The 22296-nt window shown below is 59.9% G+C and carries 11 protein-coding genes; 1 reads left to right on the forward strand and 10 read right to left on the reverse strand.

The features are described from left to right. Positions 1-54 precede the first annotated feature (54 nt). From AC2D8U_RS02505 to parM, 9 genes are all read right to left on the reverse strand, one after another. On the reverse strand, positions 55-1977 hold the full coding sequence (locus AC2D8U_RS02505) for a family 43 glycosylhydrolase (protein ID WP_484617461.1): 1923 nt from the start codon (positions 1975-1977) through the stop codon (positions 55-57). Between the two features lie 101 nt (positions 1978-2078). Continuing rightward, positions 2079-3611 carry an alpha-L-fucosidase gene (locus AC2D8U_RS02510; protein WP_484617462.1) on the reverse strand — a complete coding sequence of 511 codons (1533 nt, stop codon included), beginning with the start codon at positions 3609-3611 and terminating at the stop codon, positions 2079-2081. Positions 3612-3757: 146 nt separating this feature from the next. Further along, a complete protein-coding gene (locus tag AC2D8U_RS02515) occupies positions 3758-5677 on the reverse strand; it encodes a family 43 glycosylhydrolase (RefSeq protein ID WP_484617463.1) in 1920 nt (639 codons plus the stop codon). A gap of 59 nt (positions 5678-5736) precedes the next feature. After that, positions 5737-7662 (reverse strand): family 43 glycosylhydrolase, encoded by a 1926-nt coding sequence (locus AC2D8U_RS02520; RefSeq protein ID WP_484617464.1) that lies wholly within the window; start codon positions 7660-7662, stop codon positions 5737-5739. Positions 7663-7758: 96 nt separating this feature from the next. After that, positions 7759-9291, reverse strand: coding sequence for an alpha-L-fucosidase (locus AC2D8U_RS02525; protein ID WP_484617465.1), 1533 nt, complete (start codon positions 9289-9291; stop codon positions 7759-7761). Positions 9292-9356: 65 nt separating this feature from the next. Further along, entirely contained in the window at positions 9357-11297 is a 1941-nt protein-coding gene (locus AC2D8U_RS02530; RefSeq protein ID WP_484617466.1) for a family 43 glycosylhydrolase, read from the reverse strand. Positions 11298-11365: 68 nt separating this feature from the next. Next, positions 11366-13273 carry an alpha-L-fucosidase gene (locus AC2D8U_RS02535; RefSeq protein ID WP_484617467.1) on the reverse strand — a complete coding sequence of 636 codons (1908 nt, stop codon included), beginning with the start codon at positions 13271-13273 and terminating at the stop codon, positions 11366-11368. Between the two features lie 241 nt (positions 13274-13514). Beyond that, a complete protein-coding gene (locus AC2D8U_RS02540) occupies positions 13515-14249 on the reverse strand; it encodes a hypothetical protein (protein ID WP_484617468.1) in 735 nt (244 codons plus the stop codon). Next, positions 14249-15271 (reverse strand): plasmid segregation protein ParM domain-containing protein, encoded by a 1023-nt coding sequence (gene parM / locus AC2D8U_RS02545; RefSeq protein WP_484617469.1) that lies wholly within the window; start codon positions 15269-15271, stop codon positions 14249-14251. The genes AC2D8U_RS02540 and parM overlap by 1 nt, the downstream gene beginning before the upstream one ends. Before the next feature lie 406 nt (positions 15272-15677). Between parM and AC2D8U_RS02550 the strand changes: the two genes are divergently transcribed. Further along, positions 15678-18392 carry a hypothetical protein gene (locus AC2D8U_RS02550; protein ID WP_484617470.1) on the forward strand — a complete coding sequence of 905 codons (2715 nt, stop codon included), beginning with the start codon at positions 15678-15680 and terminating at the stop codon, positions 18390-18392. A 248-nt stretch (positions 18393-18640) separates the two neighbouring features. On the opposite strand, the gene AC2D8U_RS02555 is transcribed toward AC2D8U_RS02550, so the two are convergent. Continuing rightward, positions 18641-22102: a sulfatase-like hydrolase/transferase gene (locus AC2D8U_RS02555; protein ID WP_484617471.1), complete on the reverse strand. Its 3462-nt coding sequence runs from the start codon at positions 22100-22102 to the stop codon at positions 18641-18643. Positions 22103-22296 lie beyond the last annotated feature (194 nt).

Here is a 22296-nt window from a genome sequence, read left to right on the forward strand (position 1 = left end):
GTTCTCCCTGTAAAAGCGCCACCCGTAGGTGGCGAAATGGTTCATCCGGGCAACTCAGTCGACGCAGCGCACCGAGCTGAGTTTGGACACGCCGGTCTCGTTAAAGCTCTCCACCGCGAAGCAGTAGCCGCTGTGCAGGTTGAGGGAGCGGATCTCCTTGCTGCCCTTCAGCTCACCGGCAAAATCGTCGTGCCAGATCTGATAGGTGTGGTACAGCTTGTCACGAGCGATGCCGAAGCGGATGTTGTAACCCACGGTTTCCTGTTTCGCTTCGGAAGGCGTCCAGGAGACCAGGGCGCTGCGCCGATCATCCAGCCGTTCCACCTTGAGCCCCTTGGGGGTCTTCGGCGCCTTGCCCTTGGCGTTGCCAAAGACCCGGATCGCGCTCAGCGCCAGGTGCTCGGTGGCCACATGCCCGTTGTCGAACTTAACGTAACGTGCCTCAACCGGCTTTTCCAGCTCGATATAGGGGTTGGCCCGGTTCTCCTTAACGGCACTGTTGTCAGCCACCAGGGTCCAGTTCTCGCCGTCGCTGGACAGGCTCACCCGGTAGTGGGTGTATACCCGCGCCTTGTACTCCTTAAGATCGCTCTCCCGCGGCATCAGCGGGGTCACCTTCTTGGCATCCACCCGATGATCCGCGTAGTTGAGCTGAATGGCCCGCACGGTTTTCTCGCCCTGCAGATCCATCACCAGGGACTCGGCGCCGTTGCTGCCGGCCACCCAGTAGCTGCGTGGATCCTCGTCACTCACCCGCGCCGCTTCATGGCCCTCGGTTTCGGAGCTGGCACTCACCGGTTTCTGGTAGGAGAGCAGCATCCAGCCGGTGAACAGATCATTGGGATCCCGGTACTCGCCGGTCGGCGCGTACTGAGGGAAGTCGGCGAAGCGACTGGTGCTGTACAGCTGGCCGTCGGCGTCGATCGCCCCCGGCAGCATCACCAGACGGCGTTCAAACACCCAGTTGACCCCCAGCCAGCTGGTGCCAGAGCGCCAGACGTTGCCGTGTTCGTCGCGGAAGGTGTTGCCGTGACCGGCGCCGTGGACGTAGCCGCCGGGCTTGTAGGAGACCGGGTTGTGCTCTTGGTAGACGAAGGGCCCCAGGGGCGACTTGGCGGTGTAAACTCCGTCACCGTAGACGTTGTTGTCGGTGCCCGGTGCCGCATAGGTCAGGTAGTAGGTGTCGCCGTCCTTGATCATCTCCGGGCCTTCACCGTAGGGGCGACGCTCCGAGCTGTGATCCCAGCCCATCCGCTCCCAGCCGTGCTGATCCGGGTAGAGGTGGATGAAGGAGCGCGGGAAGCGATCCACCTTCATGCCGTGTTTCTTACTTTCGTTGATCTTGGCGCCGTACAGCGGGTGCACATGGGAGCTGCCCCAGAAGATGTACCACTGGTCGTCCTCATGGTAGAGCGCCGGATCCCACAGGTGCCCAGCGCCCACATTGGGATAGCCCAGATCCTTCTCCAGCATGCGCCACTGCCCCTTGCGCGGATCTTCGCTGACAAACAGCTGAGGCGTACCGCCACGACTGGACGCCATCAGGTAGATCTGACCGTCCTTGACCGCCGCCGCCGGGGCGATCATGTCCTTGTAGATGTAGCCGGTGTCCGGCTCGGTGCGAATGCCACCGGAGTTGCGCTCCCGCTCACTCTTCTCGTTGAAGTAGCTCACCGGCCAGTCGCCCTGAGGCACGATGTGCTCCCAGCTCACCATGTCCTCGGAGAAGTAGTAGCCGCGGTTATGGGTGCCAAACAGGTAATAACCGCGCTGCTCGCCCTCGGCATCCAGGTGGACCATAACCGGATCGGCGCCCATGCGGGCATTGAGTCCGGCCACGCCGGAGTACGCCCTGCTCTGATCGATCACTTCGGCGTATTGGTACTCCACATCCATGGGGTTGATGTAGGTGCTGGCCGCCTGGGCCGGGGCCAGTGCCAGGCCCAGCGCCACGGCGCTAAATTGGATTCTGTTCACAGTAATCATCGATCTTGGTGGTTGTCAGCGGGCCCGGATCAGACCGGTACCCGCTGGGAAAAATGGGATCGGATCGCCGTGACGGCGACCCCACCCTGTCCCTATTTGAGCTCAGGCACACTCTGCTTGAACTGCAGCTTGGCCACGTAGGCCGCCGACGGGGCCATCCCCTTGGGCCAGCTGAGGATCAGCGCACCTTTCTCCTGAGTCCAGGCGATAGGCTGACCGTCCAGGGTGGTCACGGCGACCACTTCGGACATATCGAACGCCTTCGCCTTGAAGCGGGTGACACGGGTCTTGCGATCCTCGGCCAGGTTCAGGGCAGTAACGTACAGGGTGTCGTTGGCCTTGTTACGGGTAAAGCGGATGTCCTCTGGGGTATAGCGGAAGCCGTGCCGCTTCAGCTCGTGACGGTTTTTCGCCGTACGGACGGTTGGGCCTTCGCCATGGATCTGGTAAGGGCGGGTGGCGTAGATCGCCTCGCCGTTGGCCTTGAGCCACTGCCCCATCTCCAGCAGCACGCTGGTGTACTCATCAGGAATGGTCCCGTCGGCACGGGGGCCGAAGTTGAGGAAGAACACACCGTTTTTGCTCACCACGTCGATCAGGCTGTGCAGCATCTCGCGGCTGTCCCAATAATCATCCTGAGTGGAGTAGCTCCAGGAGCGCTTACTGATGGAGGTGTGGGACTGCCAGACGTGATCGCTGATCTGGTTGCGACCGCCCCGCTCGATATCCTGCACCGCCACGTTGCGCGGCAGGGTGCGGCCCTTGAAGTTCATCACCACACCCGGATCACCGAACTTGCCCTTGCCCTGCTCAATGGCCGCGTTGTAGTAGTAGGCCAGGAAGCGTTCCCGCTCACCCTCGAAGGCCTCCAGCATGGTCGGACGGTTCCAGCCCCAGTCGAAGTAGTAGAGATCCGGCTGGTACTTGTCCACCAGCTCTGCAGTGCGGTTCCACCAGCGGTTCATGTACCACTCGTCCGGCTCCCCGCCGTGGCTGTAGAGATCCTGATACTCGGGGGCCCAGTCGCCGCCGTACTTGAACAGGTGCTCGTAATAATCCAGGTTATGGGCGAAGTGGTTGGTCGCCCCCACCTTCAGGCCCCGCGCCCGGGCCGCTTCAAACAGCTCAGCCACCACATCGCGCTTGGGCCCCATCTTCACCGAGTTCCACTGGGTGTGATCGCTGTCGTACATGGAGAAGCCGTCGTGGTGCAGGGCCACCACGCCGTAGTATTTGGCCCCGGAGTCAACGGCCAGCTGGGCCCAGACGTCGGCGTCGAACTTATCGGCGGTAAACAGCGGGATAAAGTCCTTGTAGCCAAACTCGCTGTTGTCGCCATAGGTGGCCTTGTGGTGGCTGTAGTGGCCGGTGGAATCCTGGGCATCGTACATGTGGCGGGGATACCATTCGGCGGCGTGACGCCCCCCAAACGCGGGGACAGAATAGGGCCCCCAGTGCGCCCAGATCCCAAACTTGGCGTCCTGGTACCACTCGGGTACCTCATAGTGACTCAGGGACTCGATGTTGGCCTGGTACTGGGCCTCACTGCCGGCGGTCGCCAGGGCGACCGGGCTTAGGATCAGGGCCAGGCTGCCCAGCAGCTGGCGGGAAATACGGCGTTCCATGGTGTTATCAACCTCTTTATCTCGTTATTGTTGTCTCCGCCGATCTCGGCGCCGATGGTCGAAGGCGAGTCTCCCTCGTCCCGACCTGGCGGTGCCTCGAACCGCGATAATTTCTCTGCGGCCACCCATCCAGGCGGCCAGCGGGATCACTCGACGCAGCGCACCTTGCCTAACTTGGATACGCCCGTCTCGTTGAAGGCCTCGATGGCAAAACAGTAGCCGCTGTGCAGGTTGAGGGAGCGGATCGCCTTCTGCCCGCCCAGCTCACCGGCAAACTCGTCGTGCCAGATCTGGTAGGTGTGGTACAGCTTGTCCTTGGCCATACCAAAGCGGATGTTGTAACCCACGGTTTCCTGTTTCGCTTCGGAAGGCGTCCAGGACACCAGGGCGTTGCGGCGATCTTCCAGGCGTTCCACCTTGAGGCCCTTGGGCGCCTTCGGTGCCTTGCCCGGGGCGTTGCCAAACACCCGGATCGCACTCAGCCCCAGGTGCTCGGTGGGCAGATGAAGGTTCTCAAACTTGACGAAACGCGCCTCAACCGGTTGTTCCAGCTGGATGTAGGGGTTGGACCGGTTCTCCTGGATGGCGCTGTTGTCCGCCACCTGGGTCCAGTTCTCGCCGTCGACCGACAGGCTCAGCCGGTAGTGGCTGTACACCCGCGCCTTGTACTCCTGCAGATCGCTGTCCCTTGGCATGGGCGGCAGCAGATCGGGATCCAGCTCATGGTGATCGACATAGTTGAGCTGGATCGCCCGCACGGTTTTCACGTCCTGCAGATCCATCACCAGCTGCTCATCGCCGTTGCTTTGGGCGATCCAGTAACTGCGCGGATCTTCGTCGCTCACCCGCGCCGCTTCATGGCCTTCGGTTTCGGAGCTGGCGATCACCGGCTTGCGGTAGGAGAGCAGCATCCAGCCGGTAAAGAGATCGTTGGGATCCTGAAACTCGCCGGTCGGCGCATGATAGGGAAAATCGGCGAAACGGCTGGTGCTGTACATCTGGCCATCGGCATCAAACGCCCCGGGCAGGAGCACCAGGCGGCGCTCGAATACCCAGTTGTTGCCCACCCAATTGGTGCCGGTGCGCCACAGGTTGCCAAACCGGTCCCGGAACGAGTTGCCGTGACCGGCGCCATGGACAAAGCCACCGGGCTTGTAGGACACAGGGTTATGCGCCTGGTAGGTGTAGGGACCCAGCGGTGCCTTGGCGGTGTAGACGCCATCGGCGTAGACATTGGCGTTGGTGCCCGGCGCGGCATAGCTCAGGTAGTAGGTATCCCCGTGCTTGATCATCTCCGGGCCTTCGACAAAGGGCACGCGGGGCAGGGTGTGATCCCAGCCCATCCGCTCCCAACCGTGCTGCTCCGGGTGCAGCGACAGCAAGGTTTTGTAGCGACGGTCGACCTTAATGCCGCGCTTGTTGTCCTGGTTCAGGTGGGCGCCGTACAGGGGATGGACGTTGGAGCTGCCCCAGAAGATGTAGCCCTGCCCCTCTTCGAAATAGAGTGCCGGATCCCACAGGTTCTGATCCCCCACCTTGAGATAACCCAAGTCGGTTTCGGCCACCTGCCAGTGGCCCCCCTTGGGATCGTCACTGACGTACAGCCGGGGCTTGCCGCCATTGTTGGACGCCAGCAGGTAGATCTTGCCCGCTTCGGCCACCGCCGCCGGGGCGATCATGTCCTTGTAGTGAAACCCGGTATCGGACTCGGTAAAGGCACTGTCGGTTGCACTGTCATCCGGCATATAACTGACCGGCCAGTCGCCGGTGGGGACGATGTGCTGCCAGCCAACCAGATCGTCCGAGTAGTAGTAGCCCCGGTTATGGGTGCCAAACAGGTAGTAGCCCCGATGCTCGCCATCCACCTCATAGTGCACCAGCACGGGATCGGCACCGGTGCGGGTCTGCAGCCCTTCCAGGCCGGGGTAGGCATGGGAATGCGGCACCTCTTCGGCATACTGGTACTCCACATCCATGGGGTTGATGTAGGTTCCCGCCGCGACGCTGCCGGAGGCTATGCCCATCAAGCCGCACGCCAGAAGCTGCGCCCCTCGATTCAAATTCATTGTGTTCTCTCCTAACGCAAAAGCGCCACCCTAAGGTGGCGCTCTGTTTTGTCTTTGGCTCAGTCGACGCAGCGCACCTTACCTAACTTGGATACGCCGGCCTCGTTGAAGGCCTCGATGGCGAAGCAGTAGCCACTGTGCAGGTTGAGCGAGCGGATCTCCTTCTGCCCGTCCAGCTCACCGGCGAACTCGTCGTGCCAGATCTGGTAGGTGTGGTACAGCTTGTCCTTGGCATGACCAAAGCGGATGTTGTAACCCACCACGCCCTGTTTGGCGTCGCTTTGCGGCGTCCAGGACACCATGGCGTTGCGGCGATCTTCCAGGCGTTCGACGGTCAGGCCCTTGGGCGCCTTCGGCGCCTTGCCCGGAGCATTACCAAACACCCGGATCGCGCTCAGCGCCAGGTGCTCGGTGGGCACATGCAGGTTCTCGAACTTGACGAAACGCGCTTCAACCGGCTCGTCCAGCTGGATGTAAGGGTTGGCGCGGTTCTCCTTGATGGCGCTGTTGTCCGCCACCACGGTCCAGTTCTCGCCGTCGCTGGACAGGCTCACCCGGTAGTGGCTGTAGACCCGCTCCTTGTATTCCTTAAGATCGCTCTCCCGCGGCATCAGCGGGGTCAGCTTCTCGGCGTCCACCAGGTGATCCGTGTAGTTGAGCTGAATGGCCCGCACGGTTTTCTCGCCCTGCAGATCCATCACAACCTGCTCGTCGCCGTTGCTCTGGGCAACCCAGTAGCTGCGCGGATCCTCATCGCTCAGGCGCGCCGCTTCATGGCCTTCGACCTCGGAGCTGGCGCTGATCGGCTTCTGGTAGGAAAGCAGCATCCAGCCGGTGAACAGATCGTTGGGATCCTGGTACTCGCCGGTCGGTGCGTACTGAGGGAAGTCGGCAAATCGGCTGGTGCTGTAAAGCTGGCCGTCGGCGTCGATCGCCCCCGGCAGCATCACCAGACGGCGTTCAAACACCCAGTTGACCCCCAGCCAGCTGGTGCCGGAGCGCCAGACGTTGCCGTGTTCGTCGCGGAAGGTGTTGCCGTGGCCGGCGCCGTGGACGTAGCCGCCGGGCTTGTAGGAGACCGGGTTGTGCTCTTGGTAGACGAAGGGCCCCAGTGGCGACTTGGCGGTGTAGACCCCGTCACCGTAGACGTTGTTGTCGGTGCCCGGTGCCGCATAGGTCAGGTAGTAGGTGTCGCCGTCCTTGATCAGCTCAGGACCTTCACCGTAGGGGCGACGATCCTCGGCGCTGTGATCCCAGCCCATCCGCTCCCAGCCGTGCTGATCCGGGTAGAGGTGGACGAAGGAGCGCAGGAAGCGATCCACCTTCATGCCGTTTTTCTTGCTTTCGTTGATCGTGGAACCGTACAGCGGGTGCACATGGGAGCTGCCCCAGAAGATGTACCACTGATCGTCCTCATGGTAGAGCGCCGGATCCCACAGGTGCTTGTCGCCCACGCTGGGGAAGCCCAGATCCTTCTCCAGCATGCGCCACTGGCCCTTACGGGGATCTTCGCTGACAAACAACTGAGGCGTACCGCCACGGCTGGAGGCCATCAGGTAGATCTGACCGTCCTTGACCGCCGCCGCCGGGGCGATCATGTCCTTGTAGATGTAGCCGGTGTCCGGCTCGGTGCGAATGCCGCCGGAGTTGCGCTCCCGCTCACTCTTCTCGTTGAAGTAACTCACCGGCCAGTCGCCCTGGGGCACGATGTGCTCCCAGCTCACCATGTCCTCGGAGTAGAAGTAGCCGCGGTTATGGGTGCCAAACAGGTAATAACCGCGCTGCTCGCCCTCGGCGTCCAGGTGCACCATCACAGGATCGGCGCCCATGCGAGCATTGAGCCCGGCCACGCCGGGATAGGCCATCCGCTGCTCGATCACTTCGGCGTATTGGTACTCCACATCCATGGGATTGATGTAGGTGCTGGCACTGACGCCGCCACTGAGCAGGGCCAGCGCCACCGCGCTCATTGCAAATTTGTTCACTGAATTCACCAGTTATAACGAGTGTGGGCGGACCCGCCTTAGTGCGAGTCCGCATGGATGATCGGTTCGAGGTGTCGCCACCCGGAACGAACCGACTTAACGCTTAAGTTTGGGCAAGGTCCCCTTGAACTGCAGCTTGGCCACGTAGGCCGCCGACTCGGCCATGCCCTGCGGCCAGGTGAGGATCAGAGCGTCCCGCTCCTGACGCCAGCGGATGGTCTGGCCATCCAGGGTTTGCACCGACGCGATCGCAGCCATATCAAAGGCCTTCCCATTGAGGCGCGTCACCCGGGTCTGGCCATCCTCGGCCATCGCCAGGGCGGTAACGTACAGGGTGTCGTTGGCCTTGTTGCGGGTAAAGCGGATATCCGAAGGGCCATAGTTGTAACCGTGGCGCTTAAGCTGAGTGCGGTTTTCGTCGGTACGGACGGTCGGCCCTTCGCCGTGGATCTGATAGGGGCGGGTCTCATAGATCGCCTCGCCATTCAGTGCCAGCCACTGCCCCATCTCCTCGAGCACGATGCTGTACTCCTCTGGCACCGTGCCATCGGCACGGGGGCCGAAGTTGAGCATCATCACGCCGTTTTTGCTCACCACGTCGATCAGGGTGTGCAGCATCTCGGTGGTGGACCAGTATTCATCCACCTCGGAGTAGCTCCAGGAGTGCTTGCTGATGGAGGTGTCGGCCTGCCAGACGTGATCGCTGACCTGGTTGCGACCGCCCCGCTCAACATCCTGAATGGCTACGGTGCGCGGCAGGGTGCGCCCCTTGAAGTTCATCACCACATTGGGGTTGCCAAATTCGCCCTTACCCTGGGCGATCGCCGCATTGTAGTAGTAGGCCAGGAAGCGCTCCCGCTCGCCCTCGAAGGCCTCCAGCATGCTGGGGCGGTTCCAGCCCCAGTCGAAGTAGTAGAGATCCGGCTGGTACTTGTCCACCAGCTCCGAGGTGCGGTTCCACCAGCGGTTCATGTACCACTCGTCCGGCTCCCCGCCGTGGCTGTAGAGATCCTGATACTCGGGGGCCCAGTCGCCACCGAACTTAAACAGATGCTCGAAGTAATCCAGGTTGTGGGCAAAGTGATTGGTCACCCCCACCTTCATGCCGCGCGCCCGGGCCGCCGTGAACAGCTCATCGACGATGTCCCGTTTCGGCCCCATCTCTACCGAGTTCCACTGAGTGTGATCACTGTCGTACATGGAGAAGCCGTCGTGGTGCAGGGCCACCACGGCGTAGAAGCGGGCTCCGGCCACGTCCGCCAGATCGACCCAGTGCTCGGCATCGAACTTGTCGGCGGTAAACAGCGGGATGAAATCCTTGTAGCCAAACTCGCTTTGCGGCCCATAGGTGGCCTTGTGGTGCGAATAGTGGCCGGTGCTGTCATTGGCGTCGTACATATGGCGTGGGTACCACTCCGCCGCATGGCGGCCGCCAAACGCCGGTACCGAGTAGGGTCCCCAGTGGGCCCAGACCCCAAACTTGGCATCCTGGTACCATTCCGGTGCCTGGTAGTGGCTCAGGGAGGCGATGTTCGCCTCATAAGCCGCCTCACTGCTGGCGCCAGCCAGGGCCGGTGCCAACAGCAGCGCCATACCGGTCAGCGCCCGGCGGGAAAAAATACGATCCATACTGTTCCTTTCCTTTGGTTTTATTTTGTTTTTGGTTGGTGTCGTTCGCATGCTCGAACCGACGCTCACTCGACGCAGCGCACTTTGCCCAATTTGGACACGCCGGTTTCGTTAAACGCCTCGATGGCGAAGCAGTAGCCGTTGTGCAGATCCAGGGAGCGGATCTCCTTTTTGCCGCCCAGCTCACCGGCAAACTCGTCGTGCCAGATCTGATAGGTGTGGTACAGCTTGTCCTTGGCCACACCGAAGCGGATGTTGTAACCCACCGTTGGCTGTTTCGCCTCGGACGGCGTCCAGGACACCAGGGCGCTGCGGCGATCGTCCAGGCGTTCCACCTTGAGGCCCTTCGGCGTCTTCGGCGCCTTACCCGGCGCGTTGCCAAACACCCGCAGGCCGTTAACCGCCAGGTGCTTCACCCCGACATGGAGGTTATTGAAACGCACATAGCGGGCCTGCACCGGCTGCTCCAGCTCAACATAGACGTTGGCGCGGTTCTCCTGGCTGTCCAGGTTGTTGGCCACCTCAGTCCAGGTTTCACCGTCCAGGGAAACGGACAGGCGGTAGTGGGTGTAGATCTGCGCATCATAGGCGTCACGGCTGATGCCGGAGCCTGGCAGCGGTGCGCGGTACTCCTCGCCCTGCACCAGGTAATCGGCGTAGTTGAGCTGGATGGCGCGCACCGTCTTCTCACCCTGCAGATCCACGGTGACAAACTGAGCGTCATTATTCTCGGCGGCCACCCAGAAGTTGCGCGGGTTCTCGTCGGTGACGAAGGCGGCGTCGAAGCTGCGATCGTTCTCCGGCGCCAGGGTCGAGCTGGCGCTGGCCGGCTTGTTGTAGGAGAGCAGCATCCAGCCGCTGAACAGCTCGTTGGGATCCTGGTACTTGCCGGTGGGCGCATGGAACGGGAAGTCGATAAAGCGGGCGGTGGAGTACATCACCCCATCCTTATCGATGGCCGAGGGCAGCAGCACGTTGCGTCGCTCAAACACCCAGTTGACCCCGAACCAGTTGGAGCCGGAGCGCCACAGGTTGCCATGGGCATCCTCGAAGGTGTTGCCGTGACCCGCACCGTGCACATAACCGCCGGGCTTGTAGGAGACCGGGTTGTGGGCCTGGTACTCGAACGGCCCCAGCGGCGACTTACTGGTGTAGACGCCGTCACCGTAGACATTGCCGTCGGTGCCGGGACCGGCGTAGGTCAGGTAGTAGGTGTCGCCCCGCTTATACATCTCCGGCCCTTCGATGTAAGGCGCCCGGTTGTCGTGCATGTGGTCAAAGCCCATGCGCTCCCAGCCGTGTACGTCCGGGTGGGCCATGATCACCGGCTTGGCGAAGCGATTGAGCTCCAGGCCACGCTGACGATGCTGATCGATCTTGGTGCCCCACAGCGGGTGCAGGTTGGAGCTGCCCCAGTAGACATACCACTGACCGTCCTCATGATAGAGCGCCGGATCCCACAGGTTCTTGTCGCCCACCACAGGGAAGCCGAGGTTTTCCGAGGCATACTGCCACACGCCGGACGCCGGATCGTCCGATACCAGCAGCTCGGTCTTGCCGCCGGCACGATGGGACGCCATCACGTAGATCTTGCCGTCTTTGGCCAGCGCCGCCGGGGCGATCATGTCCTTCCACTCCAGGCCGGTGTCGGGATCGATGATGGTGGTGCCCGCATCCTTGGTCTGGCCCGGGGTGAAGTAACTCACCGCCCAGGGGCCGGTGGGGGTGATGTGATCCCAGTGGATCAGATCCATCGACATCCAGTAGCCGCGGCCCTGGCTGGCGAACTTAAAGTAGCCGGCAAACTCGCCATCCACCTCGTGTTTGATCACCACGGGATCGGCGCTTTGCCGGGTCACCAGACCCGGCGCCTTAAAGAACTGGCGTTTCTCTGAGATCCGCTCGCCGTACTGGTACTCGACGTCGATCGGGTTGATCAGGGTGGTGCCCGCCAGGGCGGGGGTGCTCATCATGGCTAGCAGGGCCAGAGAGAGAGACGTTTTCATCGGTGTTATTCCAAATCGCGACGCGCACCGGCGGGGCCGGTGCGCAAAATTAAGTGAAGGTGCTTAGATCAGTCGACGTGCTGACCCATCTTCTGGGTGGTGTCGGCGCGGTCGATCACCAGGCTGGCCTGGGTACCGTCCACCAGATCCACCCCGTCGATCAGCGACTGGACGGTCAGGGTGTAGCGCCCCTTATGGTTGAGCAGCATGTGACCAAACTCCTGCACCCCGGCCTTGGCCTGTGCCGGCACAGTGGCACGGAAACCGCGATCGAAGCTGCCATCTTTATTTTCGATGTGGATCTGCACCACGCCGCCCTGGTGGGCCGGCATCTCCAGCGCCAGGTTGTAGTGGCGCTCGGTGTGACGAATGCGGATGTTGCTGCTCAGCAGATGGGTGTCACCGTCACGGGCCCCCAACGTCAGGGTCTGGGTGGTCGGCAGGAAATGGTGGCCGTGCTTATGCCAGGCCAGATCGAAGCCGGTCAGCTTAAAGCCGTACACCGGGCCGATGGCATCGACGTCCAGCTCGGCCGTGTGCAGCACCAGGTTGCCCGCGTCGTTGACGCTGGTCTTCACTTCGCCCAGCCCCAACAGTTCGGCCTTGGCACGCCAGCGCTTCTTCGCCACGTCCGTGGCCTTGAGCACGATATCCTGGCCCGGTGCCCAACCCATGGCGAAGGCGTAGATCGTCTTACCGTCTTTGCTTTGGGTGTAGCGGATATCTTCCGGGCGGTAAACGGTTGGCGCGTGGGCCTTGGAATCCTTGGCCGCATAGTGACCGCGATCGTTGGCCGACAGGCCCTCGCCATAGGTCAGCCAGGGGCGGGTGTGGTAAATGCCTTCGCCGTTGATCTCAAGCCAGGCACCAATGTCTTGGAGAATGCTCACCTGCTCGGCCGGAATGGCCCCGGTGTGATCCGGCCCAACGTTCAGTACCATGATCCCGTTCTTGGAGGTCACATCCACCAGGTAGTTGATCAGATCGGACGACTTCTCCAGGTGTGGGTTCTTGTGGTTAAACCAGGCACCGGTGGAGGTGTCGGTCAGCCAGGGGAACTCGGACATAAAGCTCAGGCGGCCGCGCTCCAAGTCCAGCATGGAGTAAGGCAGCTGATGGCCCTCGTGCTTCTTCTGCGCCACGGTGGGTTGGCTTTGACCCGTTTGCACCGCATTGTTGTAGAAATTGGCGTACATCTGGTGCTGGATATCCCAGTCGTGCCAGCCCAGGCCGAAATCGAAGTAGATCATGTCCGGCTGGTACTTGGCGGTGTACTCATCCACCTTGGCCAGGAAGATCTCCTGATTAGCGCGGGAGATCCAGCGAAACTCCTGGGTACCACGGCGCTCGGGCTTGAGGAACTCGCCGTACAATTCCGGCGCATCGGCACCGTCATAGTTGTGGGCAAACTCAAAGAAGCGCGGCGCGAAGCCGTGGTGGAAGGAGGAGAAGAAGTACATATCTTCCGCTTTAATGGCCTCGGCCAACTCACCGGCGATGTCCCGCTTAGGCCCCATCTGGACACTGTTGTAGGGGGACAGCTTCGAGTCCCACATCAAAAAGTTGTCGTGGTGCACCGCCACCGGCCCGGCAAACTTGGCACCGGCGGCGGCGAACAGCTCGGCCCACTGCTTGGCATCAAAGTTATCGGCGGTAAAGCCGTCGATCAGATCCTTGTAGCCCACCTCGGCCGGATCACCCCAGTGCTGCTTGTGGTGCTTCTGGATGTAGTGGCCATCCTCATACATGTGGCGGCCATACCAGCCCATGGGACGTTCGGCGTCCTGGATGGCGTGGGTCACCACCCCCCAGTGGGTGTAAATGCCGAACTTGGCGTCCATCAGCCACTGGGGATCCTGGTACTGGGCATTGAGGGACTCATGGGAGGGTTCGAACTGGCGCTGAGGCTCAGCTGCCAGCGCCGTCGCCGCAACGAACTGTGCGGCGATCACCGCGGGCAGCAGGGCTTTTTTCATCATGTTCTTCCTTTTTCGCACCGAAGCAGGGACCCGGCGCCTTTCTTATTGATGGAGTAATGACTGGGTGCATACCACCTTGGGCTTCTCTCCCGTTTTTAGGACGAAGCGGGCACCGGCCAGACCGTTTTATCCCCAACTTTCATGATGCCTTCCAGAAACTTGACGCTTATTTACCTGGATGTGTGGAGCAGATACAACAAGGCCCCACATCTAGCGGGGCCTTGTTCTCCTTTGGCGTCTACCAGACGCCTTTTTTCTTCACCTTGGCGGCACTGGCCAGCTTGGCGTTCAAGCCGTCGTTCTCAACGCTGGAAGAAACGGAGACGCCACCACTTTGCAGTTGTTCAAGCAGGCGAGTCTGCTTAACCAACTGACGGCGCAGTTCCCGGATCTCATCCTGCAAAGCACTCTGACTCTCACCGAGCTCACTGGCTAGATGACGAGCCAGAGCCGCAGTATCCACGGCAGGCTGAGCATTGGATACACTGCCAAAGCTGTCCGCCAGGCGAGCTTCCAACTTGGCCGCCAGTTCGGCCGCATCCATGGATTCATGCTTATCACTGAGATATTGGCCCACTCGCAGGGCAATGGCCTCGACATCAATATCCTGAGCGGGCCCTGGTGTCGGAGCCGTGGCCATCATCGCCTTGAGCTGCTGCCACTGTCCCTCGGGGATCCCGGCCGCCGGTGCCGATACCCCTGCGGCCGCCAACAGGTGCAGCAGGGTCTCCCCTCGAACCTTGTCGACCGTATAACTCTCTGCCAGTTGTCGGGGCAATTGATCGGCCAATTGATGCAGAAAGAGTCCGGCCAGGTAGATCTCCCGGTGAAAATCCGACTGCGCGGTTTTTAACGAGTCCTGGTTCTGATGGCGCTGACGCAACCCCTGCTGCCAGGCCTTAAGGGTTGTCACCGCATGGAGGTCGACCGCCTTATGCTCCGGCTCAACGTGGAAACTGGCACTGATCCGCATCAGGCCGCTTCCACTTCGCCCGCCGAGTCCTCGGCGTGGTAACAACAAATTTCTCGGGCCAGGGCCGACTGGGCCTGGGACACCAGCATCACCTTGTCGCCCAGGGTGGCATAGGCTTCACGTACGGCATCAAAGATCAGCGGCGCTCCGCCGCCCACCAAATAAACCCGGTTGGGATTACGGGCGAAGATCTTGGCCTCGTAGGCCACCGCAGCGCCCAATTCCTCGATCTTGTCCTCAATTTTCTGCAGTACCCAGTCAATCTTGGATTCGTCGTTGACCACCTCAGAGACAAAGTCACGGTCATGGCGGCGCTTGACCAATTCGCTGGCCACCAGGTAGCTGGCATCGCTGTCGGCAGCGGCCATCGCCTTGCGCGCGGCATCCGTCACCATACACACGCCAATATCGGCGTTACCGTACACCGCAGAGACTTCATCAAATTCGCCGACCACCACACCCATATCCAGGGTGGTCCCCCCCAAATCGATGACCAAGGACTTGGTAAACTCGCTGACGCCGGAATCCACCAGGGTGGTGAGGACGGCAGGCAAACTCTCCGGCATCACTTCGACATCCACAATCTGGAACAACTGCCCCTTGTTCAGACTGATCTCCCGCATCAGGTTGGCCTTCTTGCGAGCAATATTGGCTTCATTACGCTGACAGTCATCCGCGTTGTAGTACTCGGTAATGGGCAGGGTCACCACAATGGACACGGGGCACGGCTCGATTCCAGTTTTCAACAGTGCATGGTGCACCGCCAGCAGATTCAGATCATCGTACTGGTACTCGACGTGGGTGGTGGACAGGGCCTTATCGGAGGTGGCGTCATAGGTGTACTTGGTCGCACCAATGGCGTAGTTGTACACCCGCTTATCGGAGAGCAGGGCGGCACTCTTCCAGTCCTTGCGGAACGAATTAGCAGAGATCAGGCTTTTCAGCTCGCCATTGTTGATCCAGCTGATTTTGACGTTGGTGGAGCCATCATCGATGGCAAACTTCATTTTGGCGGCGGTCATAGCAAACTCAGAAAGTCAGTAAAAATAAAGGCGCAATTTGCGCCTATAAAGCGACTGAGTGACGACCTGGCTAAAACCCAGAACCATGAAAATCCCGCCCAGAGATCACATAAACACACTCACCATCAAAACAAAGCGATCGAAACTCAAAAACAACCAAGTAAGTAACGTGAATTAAACTCACCACCAACCAGTGAGCAATAAGTGAGCGAGCACTTTTACATCATTCTGGAGAAAAGTCTCGCCAGGCACGCCCGCGCCAGATACTTAATCTGCAACTAGGCAACCAAGCCGACAAAAACACCGGCACGTCAGGTGTAAAAGATAATCTGCTCATTTTACAACCTTGGCTCTATCCTTCTGTTTTATATAGTTAAAAATCCCCATCACTCGTGATGGAGGTTTCATGAAACAATCCTTTTGGTTATTTCCCCTGCTGCTGTTGCTGACCGCCTGCAGCCGCTCTGGCGGATCGTCAGAGCATCCCCCGCTTCACCCCGAACTGAGCCACCTGAGCTGGCAGATCGCCACCCAGATGGCGCCGGGAACCACCCAGCTGCACGCCCTCAAGGCCCACTACTCTGATGGCCGGGCAGAGGTGGTCACCAGCGAGGCCAGCTTCCACTCGGCGGATCCGACCCTGGCCAGCTTTAATGGCGGTACGGTGATCGCTCATAAAATGGGGTACGTTGAACTGCAAGCCAACTATTCCGGCCTCTCAGTCCATTCGGATCTGGTGGTAACCGACGGGGAGGCGATCCTCATCGGGATCGATCTGGAACTGGCCCCGGTGCTCGCCGTGGGCCAAAGCTACCCGGCACAACTGACTGCACGCTATAGCGATGGCACACAAGAGACGGTTACCGAACTGGCCACTTTTGCCAGTTCCGACACAAACATTGCCAGCTTCGATCAGGCCCGACTCACGGTGCACAACCTGGGCAGTATCTCCCTGTTTGCCCTTTATGAGGGCCAAAGCGATAGCATCTCTCGGCAGATCACCCAAAATCCCGGCGCCGAAATCGGCCATATCAGTGTGGCGATCAGTGGTGAAGCGCCCTACCGGGTTGGCATGACGAAGCAACTCAGCATGAGCGCCCACTACGGTGACGGCACCGTACTGGATGTTTCCGAGCAGGCCCAATGGACGCTGTCGGACCCTGCCCTGGCAACGCTTAGCGGCAACCGGCTCAGCCTGCTGACCACAGGATCGCTTGGCGTCACCGGTCAATTCCAGGGCCACAGCCAGCGCCTGGAACTGGAGATTGAACCCATCGACATCGTCAGCATCAGCCTGGATGCCGACACCTTCAGTCGCCCTGCTGGCGCCTATTACCAGTGGACTGCGATGGCTCAACTCAGCGATGGCAGCGAGCAGGCGATCACCGCCCTGGCCCAGTGGCAGGCCAGCGACAATCAAGCCATCGCCATGGGCACGAACGGTCAATTCCGTACCCTCCAGGCTGGCCAGTTCACCATCTCCGCCCAGTATGATGGCTGGCTTACCAGCGAAGAATTGGTGGTCAAGGAGCCCGAAGCGGTTGCCCTTTATGTCAAAGATATCGAGGACAACCAGCTGCGACTCAAAGAGGCTGAACAGGTAACACTGATGTTTGAGGAGCGCCTGACCAACGACCAAGTACGGCCATTGGCTCGCAACACCAGCCTGCAGTTGGGCAACAACAACCTGGACGACTCCGGCCTGCCCATCCTCAGGCGCAGCGACAACAACACTCTCCATGGTGCTCGGGCCGGGGAAAACTACGTCACCTTTTCCGTTTCCGACATCGGCTATCAGCCCCCTGCCGGGTCCAGCAAGAACCACAGGATCGACGTCACCGTCGAGGACAACCCCGACATCTACCAGTGGCACCGCCACCGGCTTGAACTGCCCGACGATGGTTACAACTGGACCCGCGCCGGGTATGCGGTGGATGGGGATAAGCTCATGCTCCTCTATGGGGTCACCTTGGGCGCGACCACCCCGGTTGGGATCTATCTCATCACCTTTGATGGGGAAGCCTTCAGCGAACCCAAATTGCTGCTCGAAGGGCATCGCCTGCAAGCCATCAGCCACTCAGGCTGGGCCAACGATGGGCGCCTTGCCTTCGTCAGCCTGATCCCCCAAGGCAGCCAGGAGAAGATCTGGCTGTACGATCGAGCCAGTGAAGCGCTCACTCCAATCCCGGCACTGGATTACAACCAATCCCCCTTCAACTCGGATCAAAACCACCCCTTTGTGACCACCCAAGGCACCCTGGCGACCTTTGTTCGACCGGGCAACGGCCATCCACTGTATGGCAGCAGCGTCCTGGTGCGTTTCGATGAGGCTCAGCAGCGCTGGATCGAGGGCCAGGCCGTGAACGTCGATCTGACGAGTGGCTTGCGCCGTCATCTGGACAACCTGCCGGATCATCTGGGCTACTACACCAGCACCAACAACTGGCCGACCATTCGCCTGTTCAGCCTGGAAAGCGGTCAGGAAGATGCATCACTGGCGCTGGCCCTTCCCTCACAGGCCCAGGCACGCCTGCATGACTTTGCCGTGACCGGACGCGATCCCATTCGTGCTGCGGCTGTCGACTTCAACAAGCAGTACCTGTTGTACTGGCACGATGTCTCCGTGGCGCCCGATGAGATCCCGTTGGCGCAGGAACTCAAGTCGGGCAGCTTCACCGCCCCACTGAGGATTCCCGCCGGGCAACTACCCAACGGTGCCCCTTTCAGTTACTGGCCAGATCTGGAAACCCCCGACACGCAGCGCCACTTGGGCCTGTTTGCACAGCACGCGGGTCAGTGGCAAACCCAGCTCAAGCCCAAGACCATGGACTACAGCCGCATCAAGTTCCAGCACAGTGGTCAGTACCTGCGCATCAGCGCCGACGATACCCTGCTGCCCCACCCCACCCTGGAGCAGGAGCTGATCCTCATCAGCCCTTCGGGCCTGCTGATCTTCGACGGTGAGCAGTGGCATGACGATCCCTATACCCACAGCTTCGTTACTACCACTGACGTCGAGCTGGTGCGCTTGGGCAACAGTGCCCTTCTGCTGCCGATCAACAACACGATTACAGACTACTGGTGGTTGCAGATGAGGGATCCTGAGCCCCTGCTCCACTAACATCGCTGCGTTGAGCTTTGCTCCGGTTTTGATGGGCACCTGTGGTGCAGTCATGGTGTTGGCGCTCAGGGCCCAAAACCTGGGAGCACTCGCCGTTGGTCGGGTGTCGCACAGTTCGGAACGATTCGTTAGCGGCCAGGCCACAGGCACCCTCCACAAAAAAATCCGAGTCCCTTGCGGGACTCGGATTTTTCATCTCAATGGGAGGCTTCCCCCCCAATAGAGTGAAACCAGAGGCTTCGTCCTACTCAGTGCAGACGACGTCGAGTCAACGCCCCCAGGCCCAGCAACATCAGCAAGTAACCACCGAAGCTACCGCTATCGTCATCATGTTCGACGACACTGCGCTTGACCTGGATCTGAATCGCTTTCCCCACCGTCTCTCCATCTTTATCGGTGACCCAAACCGAGTACCAGTCAACTCGCTTGGCTGCGTTCTCCGGCCAATCCACCACAGTTGGTGTGCCGGAAACCGTGCCATCATTGTTGACTTGCAGCCAACCTTCATTGGCAACTTTCTCAATCGCGTATCCATTGACATCAATGAATACGCGGTCAGTCGGCTTCACCAGGGTAAAGAGCAGCTCCTCATCCCGATCCGGGTCACGGGCGTAGTTATTCAGATCCTCGCGGTACTCCAGGCCTTCATACGCGCCGAACAAAGTACCACTGGACCACTTAGGTGGCCGGTTATCAGGCATCGCCACCTGGATCACCAGCTCGGCCGTCACCTTCTGGTAGCCATCATCGACGAATACGGTAAAGCGCTGCTCACCCTCGTGTTCCCACTCCAGGGGCATACCACTGAGCGCACCGTCCTTGCCGACTTTCAGCCAAGTTTCTTCACCTTCAAGGCCAAACACCAGGGGATCACTATCGGCGTCAAACGCCACCAGTTGCCCAGTGAACGGTGCCTCCGCCTTCGTCTCGTACTCCAGGCCGGAAACAAACATCACGGTCTCATTAGCCTTAAGCACGGTTACCGACAGGGTGCCTTCGCTGGAAAAGCTGACCTCGGAGTTAGGAATGATATTGCTGGCTTTGACGCGGAACTCAAAGGTCCCCAGTTCCGTCGGCGTGCCCGCCAACTCATGGGGCGATGCCGGGTCAATGGTCAGCCACTCAGGTCCCTCGATGATTTCAAACACCAGATCCCGACCGTTGAGATCATAGAAGAAGTCCGTCAGCAGCGCGTCACGGTAGGGCGAGTCCACCTTAGCGGGCTTAAGAGCGCCCGCTTCGAAGATAGGGGGCAGATCCTCACCGAGTGCAATACCGGACACAGACACGTTATCGACATCCAGGCGACTTTGCGCTTGATTCTTCGGTGAAACCGACGTAAAGCGAAGCGCTAACTCAGACTTATCATTGGCCTGGGGGGGAAGCAGGATGGTGCGCACGTTCCGACGATCTGGACCCTCGCTCGCTGTTTGGGAAACACTATCGTCCCAAGACTCCAGGGCTTGCCAAGAGTTCTCATCATCTGGCGTGGCGGACCATTCGATCGCCGCATAAGCCCCAGGATCCGGATGAGAAGATTTAATCTGACGCCAGCGGCCATACTGCACAACGATATCCCGGTATCCCTCGGTGGAGAGTATCCGCATCATGCTGCTATTGGATCTGCGTAATGTGATCCCAAGACCCGCACCAATACGGCCCCAGTCCCGGACAAGAAGGTCGTCTTTGATGGTATTCACTTGCCAGCCATTAAGCTCTGGCATCGCTTCTTCGTTTTCACTGCCGCCCATCGCGCTATTGAAAACAAAGCCCTCAAAGGTCTCGTCTAGCAATAGCTCCGGCGGCTGCTCACCCAGCACCTCCAGCGTCACCTCACCTTCACCGATCTGCACACCCAAATCATCAACCAACTCGTAGCGGAAAGCGTCGACGCCCTGATAGTTGATCCTTGGCAGATAGGAAAAGCCGCCCTCTTCTGTCAACTCAAGCAGGCGTCCCACTCTCGGCGCTTCGGTCAGTCGCACCTTCGCGGTCACACCGGCCAGCAGTTGATCATTGGCCTTCACACCTTCGGCATTACTCACCATTAATTCGGTATCGGCTTGTACTACATAGAAGTCGTTTTCCACAAAGCTTTCGACCGGCGCATTATCCACGCCCCTTGTGCGACTCATCTGCCGCCGAAATCGTGACTCTTCGCTACGCAGCCAGTGCTGATTCATCACCCAGGGCAGGTTGTGATCATTAACAAAGGCGCTGAGGATAGGATCCCGGCTGGCGACCATCTCCTGCTTCATCAGAGAACGCAGTTGCGCCAATACCCCTTCCAAGGCGATCTCCTGCTCAGTTTTCGCCTCAGGATCCGCAACAGATATTGCCGCCGAACCGTCCGGAGTCTGCAGCATCAGGTTATTGCGCTCATCGGGATCAACACTGACATCGTACAGCTCATGGCGAACCCGATAATAGTAGTAATCCTTATCGTCCAATGACATCTCGCCAAAAGCAGGGCTGGATGCCGATGCGGGAGAGTCCATGGTAACAAGGGCCGAAGTTCGGGCCTCGTTGACGAAGGCTTTCTCAGACCAGGGATTGAACAGGTAGTGGTAGCGGGTGCCGTCGATATCGGCCATCACCGAACGCATCTCAGTGGCAACCCCTCCCACCGTTTCCGAGTGGGTAGTGAAGATCACATTGCGTGGCGACGCGACATTGCTGTCCTCCAGCCGAGCCTTGAGGGAGTATCCCTTGCTGTCGGCCGTCACCTCGGCATAGTCCAGCACGGTGGCATGGATATCCAGCGACGAGGTCAAACCGCCCAACTCCATCTCTGCACTGGCCCCGGGGGCCTTGATCAGCAGAGGCATGCGGGTGCTGTTGTGCCACAGGTTGCCGTCGGCATAGGGCATGGACCAAGACTGAGGGGAGTAGAACACCACCAGGGTATCGTCGGCGTAACTGCTGTTTTCCAGTGCCGTCAGCACTTCGCCCAGCGCCAGGTCCCCGCGGGACAGGGTCGACAGGTACCGATTCACGTCTTTTTTGGTATTGCCCGAGTCATCGTCCACCAGAGGCGCCTTCAACGCCGGTAACGTTGCAGAGCCATTAACGTAGTTGTAACCCGGTGCGGGCTGCTCCACGGTCGGATCCGGATCCCAGAAATCCCGCTGGGGATCCGTGATGCTCACCAGGTAGAAAAAGGGCTTACCACCGGTCGCCGTCGGCGCAAAGGCCTGCGCTGCCCAGTGCTTATACATGTCTGGATCACGATCGAAGAACTCCTCGTCCGGCGTCAGTGGATCGTTGTCCAAGTCCACAAGCATCGATTCACGGAAGTCATCCCAACCGTCATAGGGGTAGTAAGGCGTCAGATAAGTCGCATCCCCGATCCCGCCAGTGAAATAGCCATTTTGCTTGAGCAGGGTCGGCAGGGTCGCCGAGGGGCTGGTCCAAACCTGACTCAACCCCTTGATACCACTGACGGATGGGTACTCACCGGTCAAGATGGCGTTGGTCGAGGGGGCAAGCAAAGTCGTGACGTTGTGGGCATCCTTGAAGTAGTAGGCCCCCGACTTGAATGTCTCCAAGCCAAGTAAAGGGGTGGGACTGACACCCGTGGCAAAGTAGTCGGGATTCACGCCATCCATGCTAATCAACAGGATATTCTGGGGGGCCGCATTCGCCAAACCAACGACCCCCAGGCTGAATGCCAAGAGGGTCAACCGTCCCTGTCGTGTTAGTTTACTCATTCTGTATCCTCCAGCTTCCCACAATGCTATCGGCACCGCCGCAGCCAGTATCATGGCAAGCCTTTGCTAATCTCTGTTTTTCGTTAGCATTCTTCAGGGGCCAACCCGCCCCCACAAATAACACACAGACAAATTCCGTTATCACACCACTTACATGCCGCCTACAAGGCTATCACCTGTCCAACAAGTGAACA

The organism is Ferrimonas sp. YIN67 (assembly GCF_057219095.1).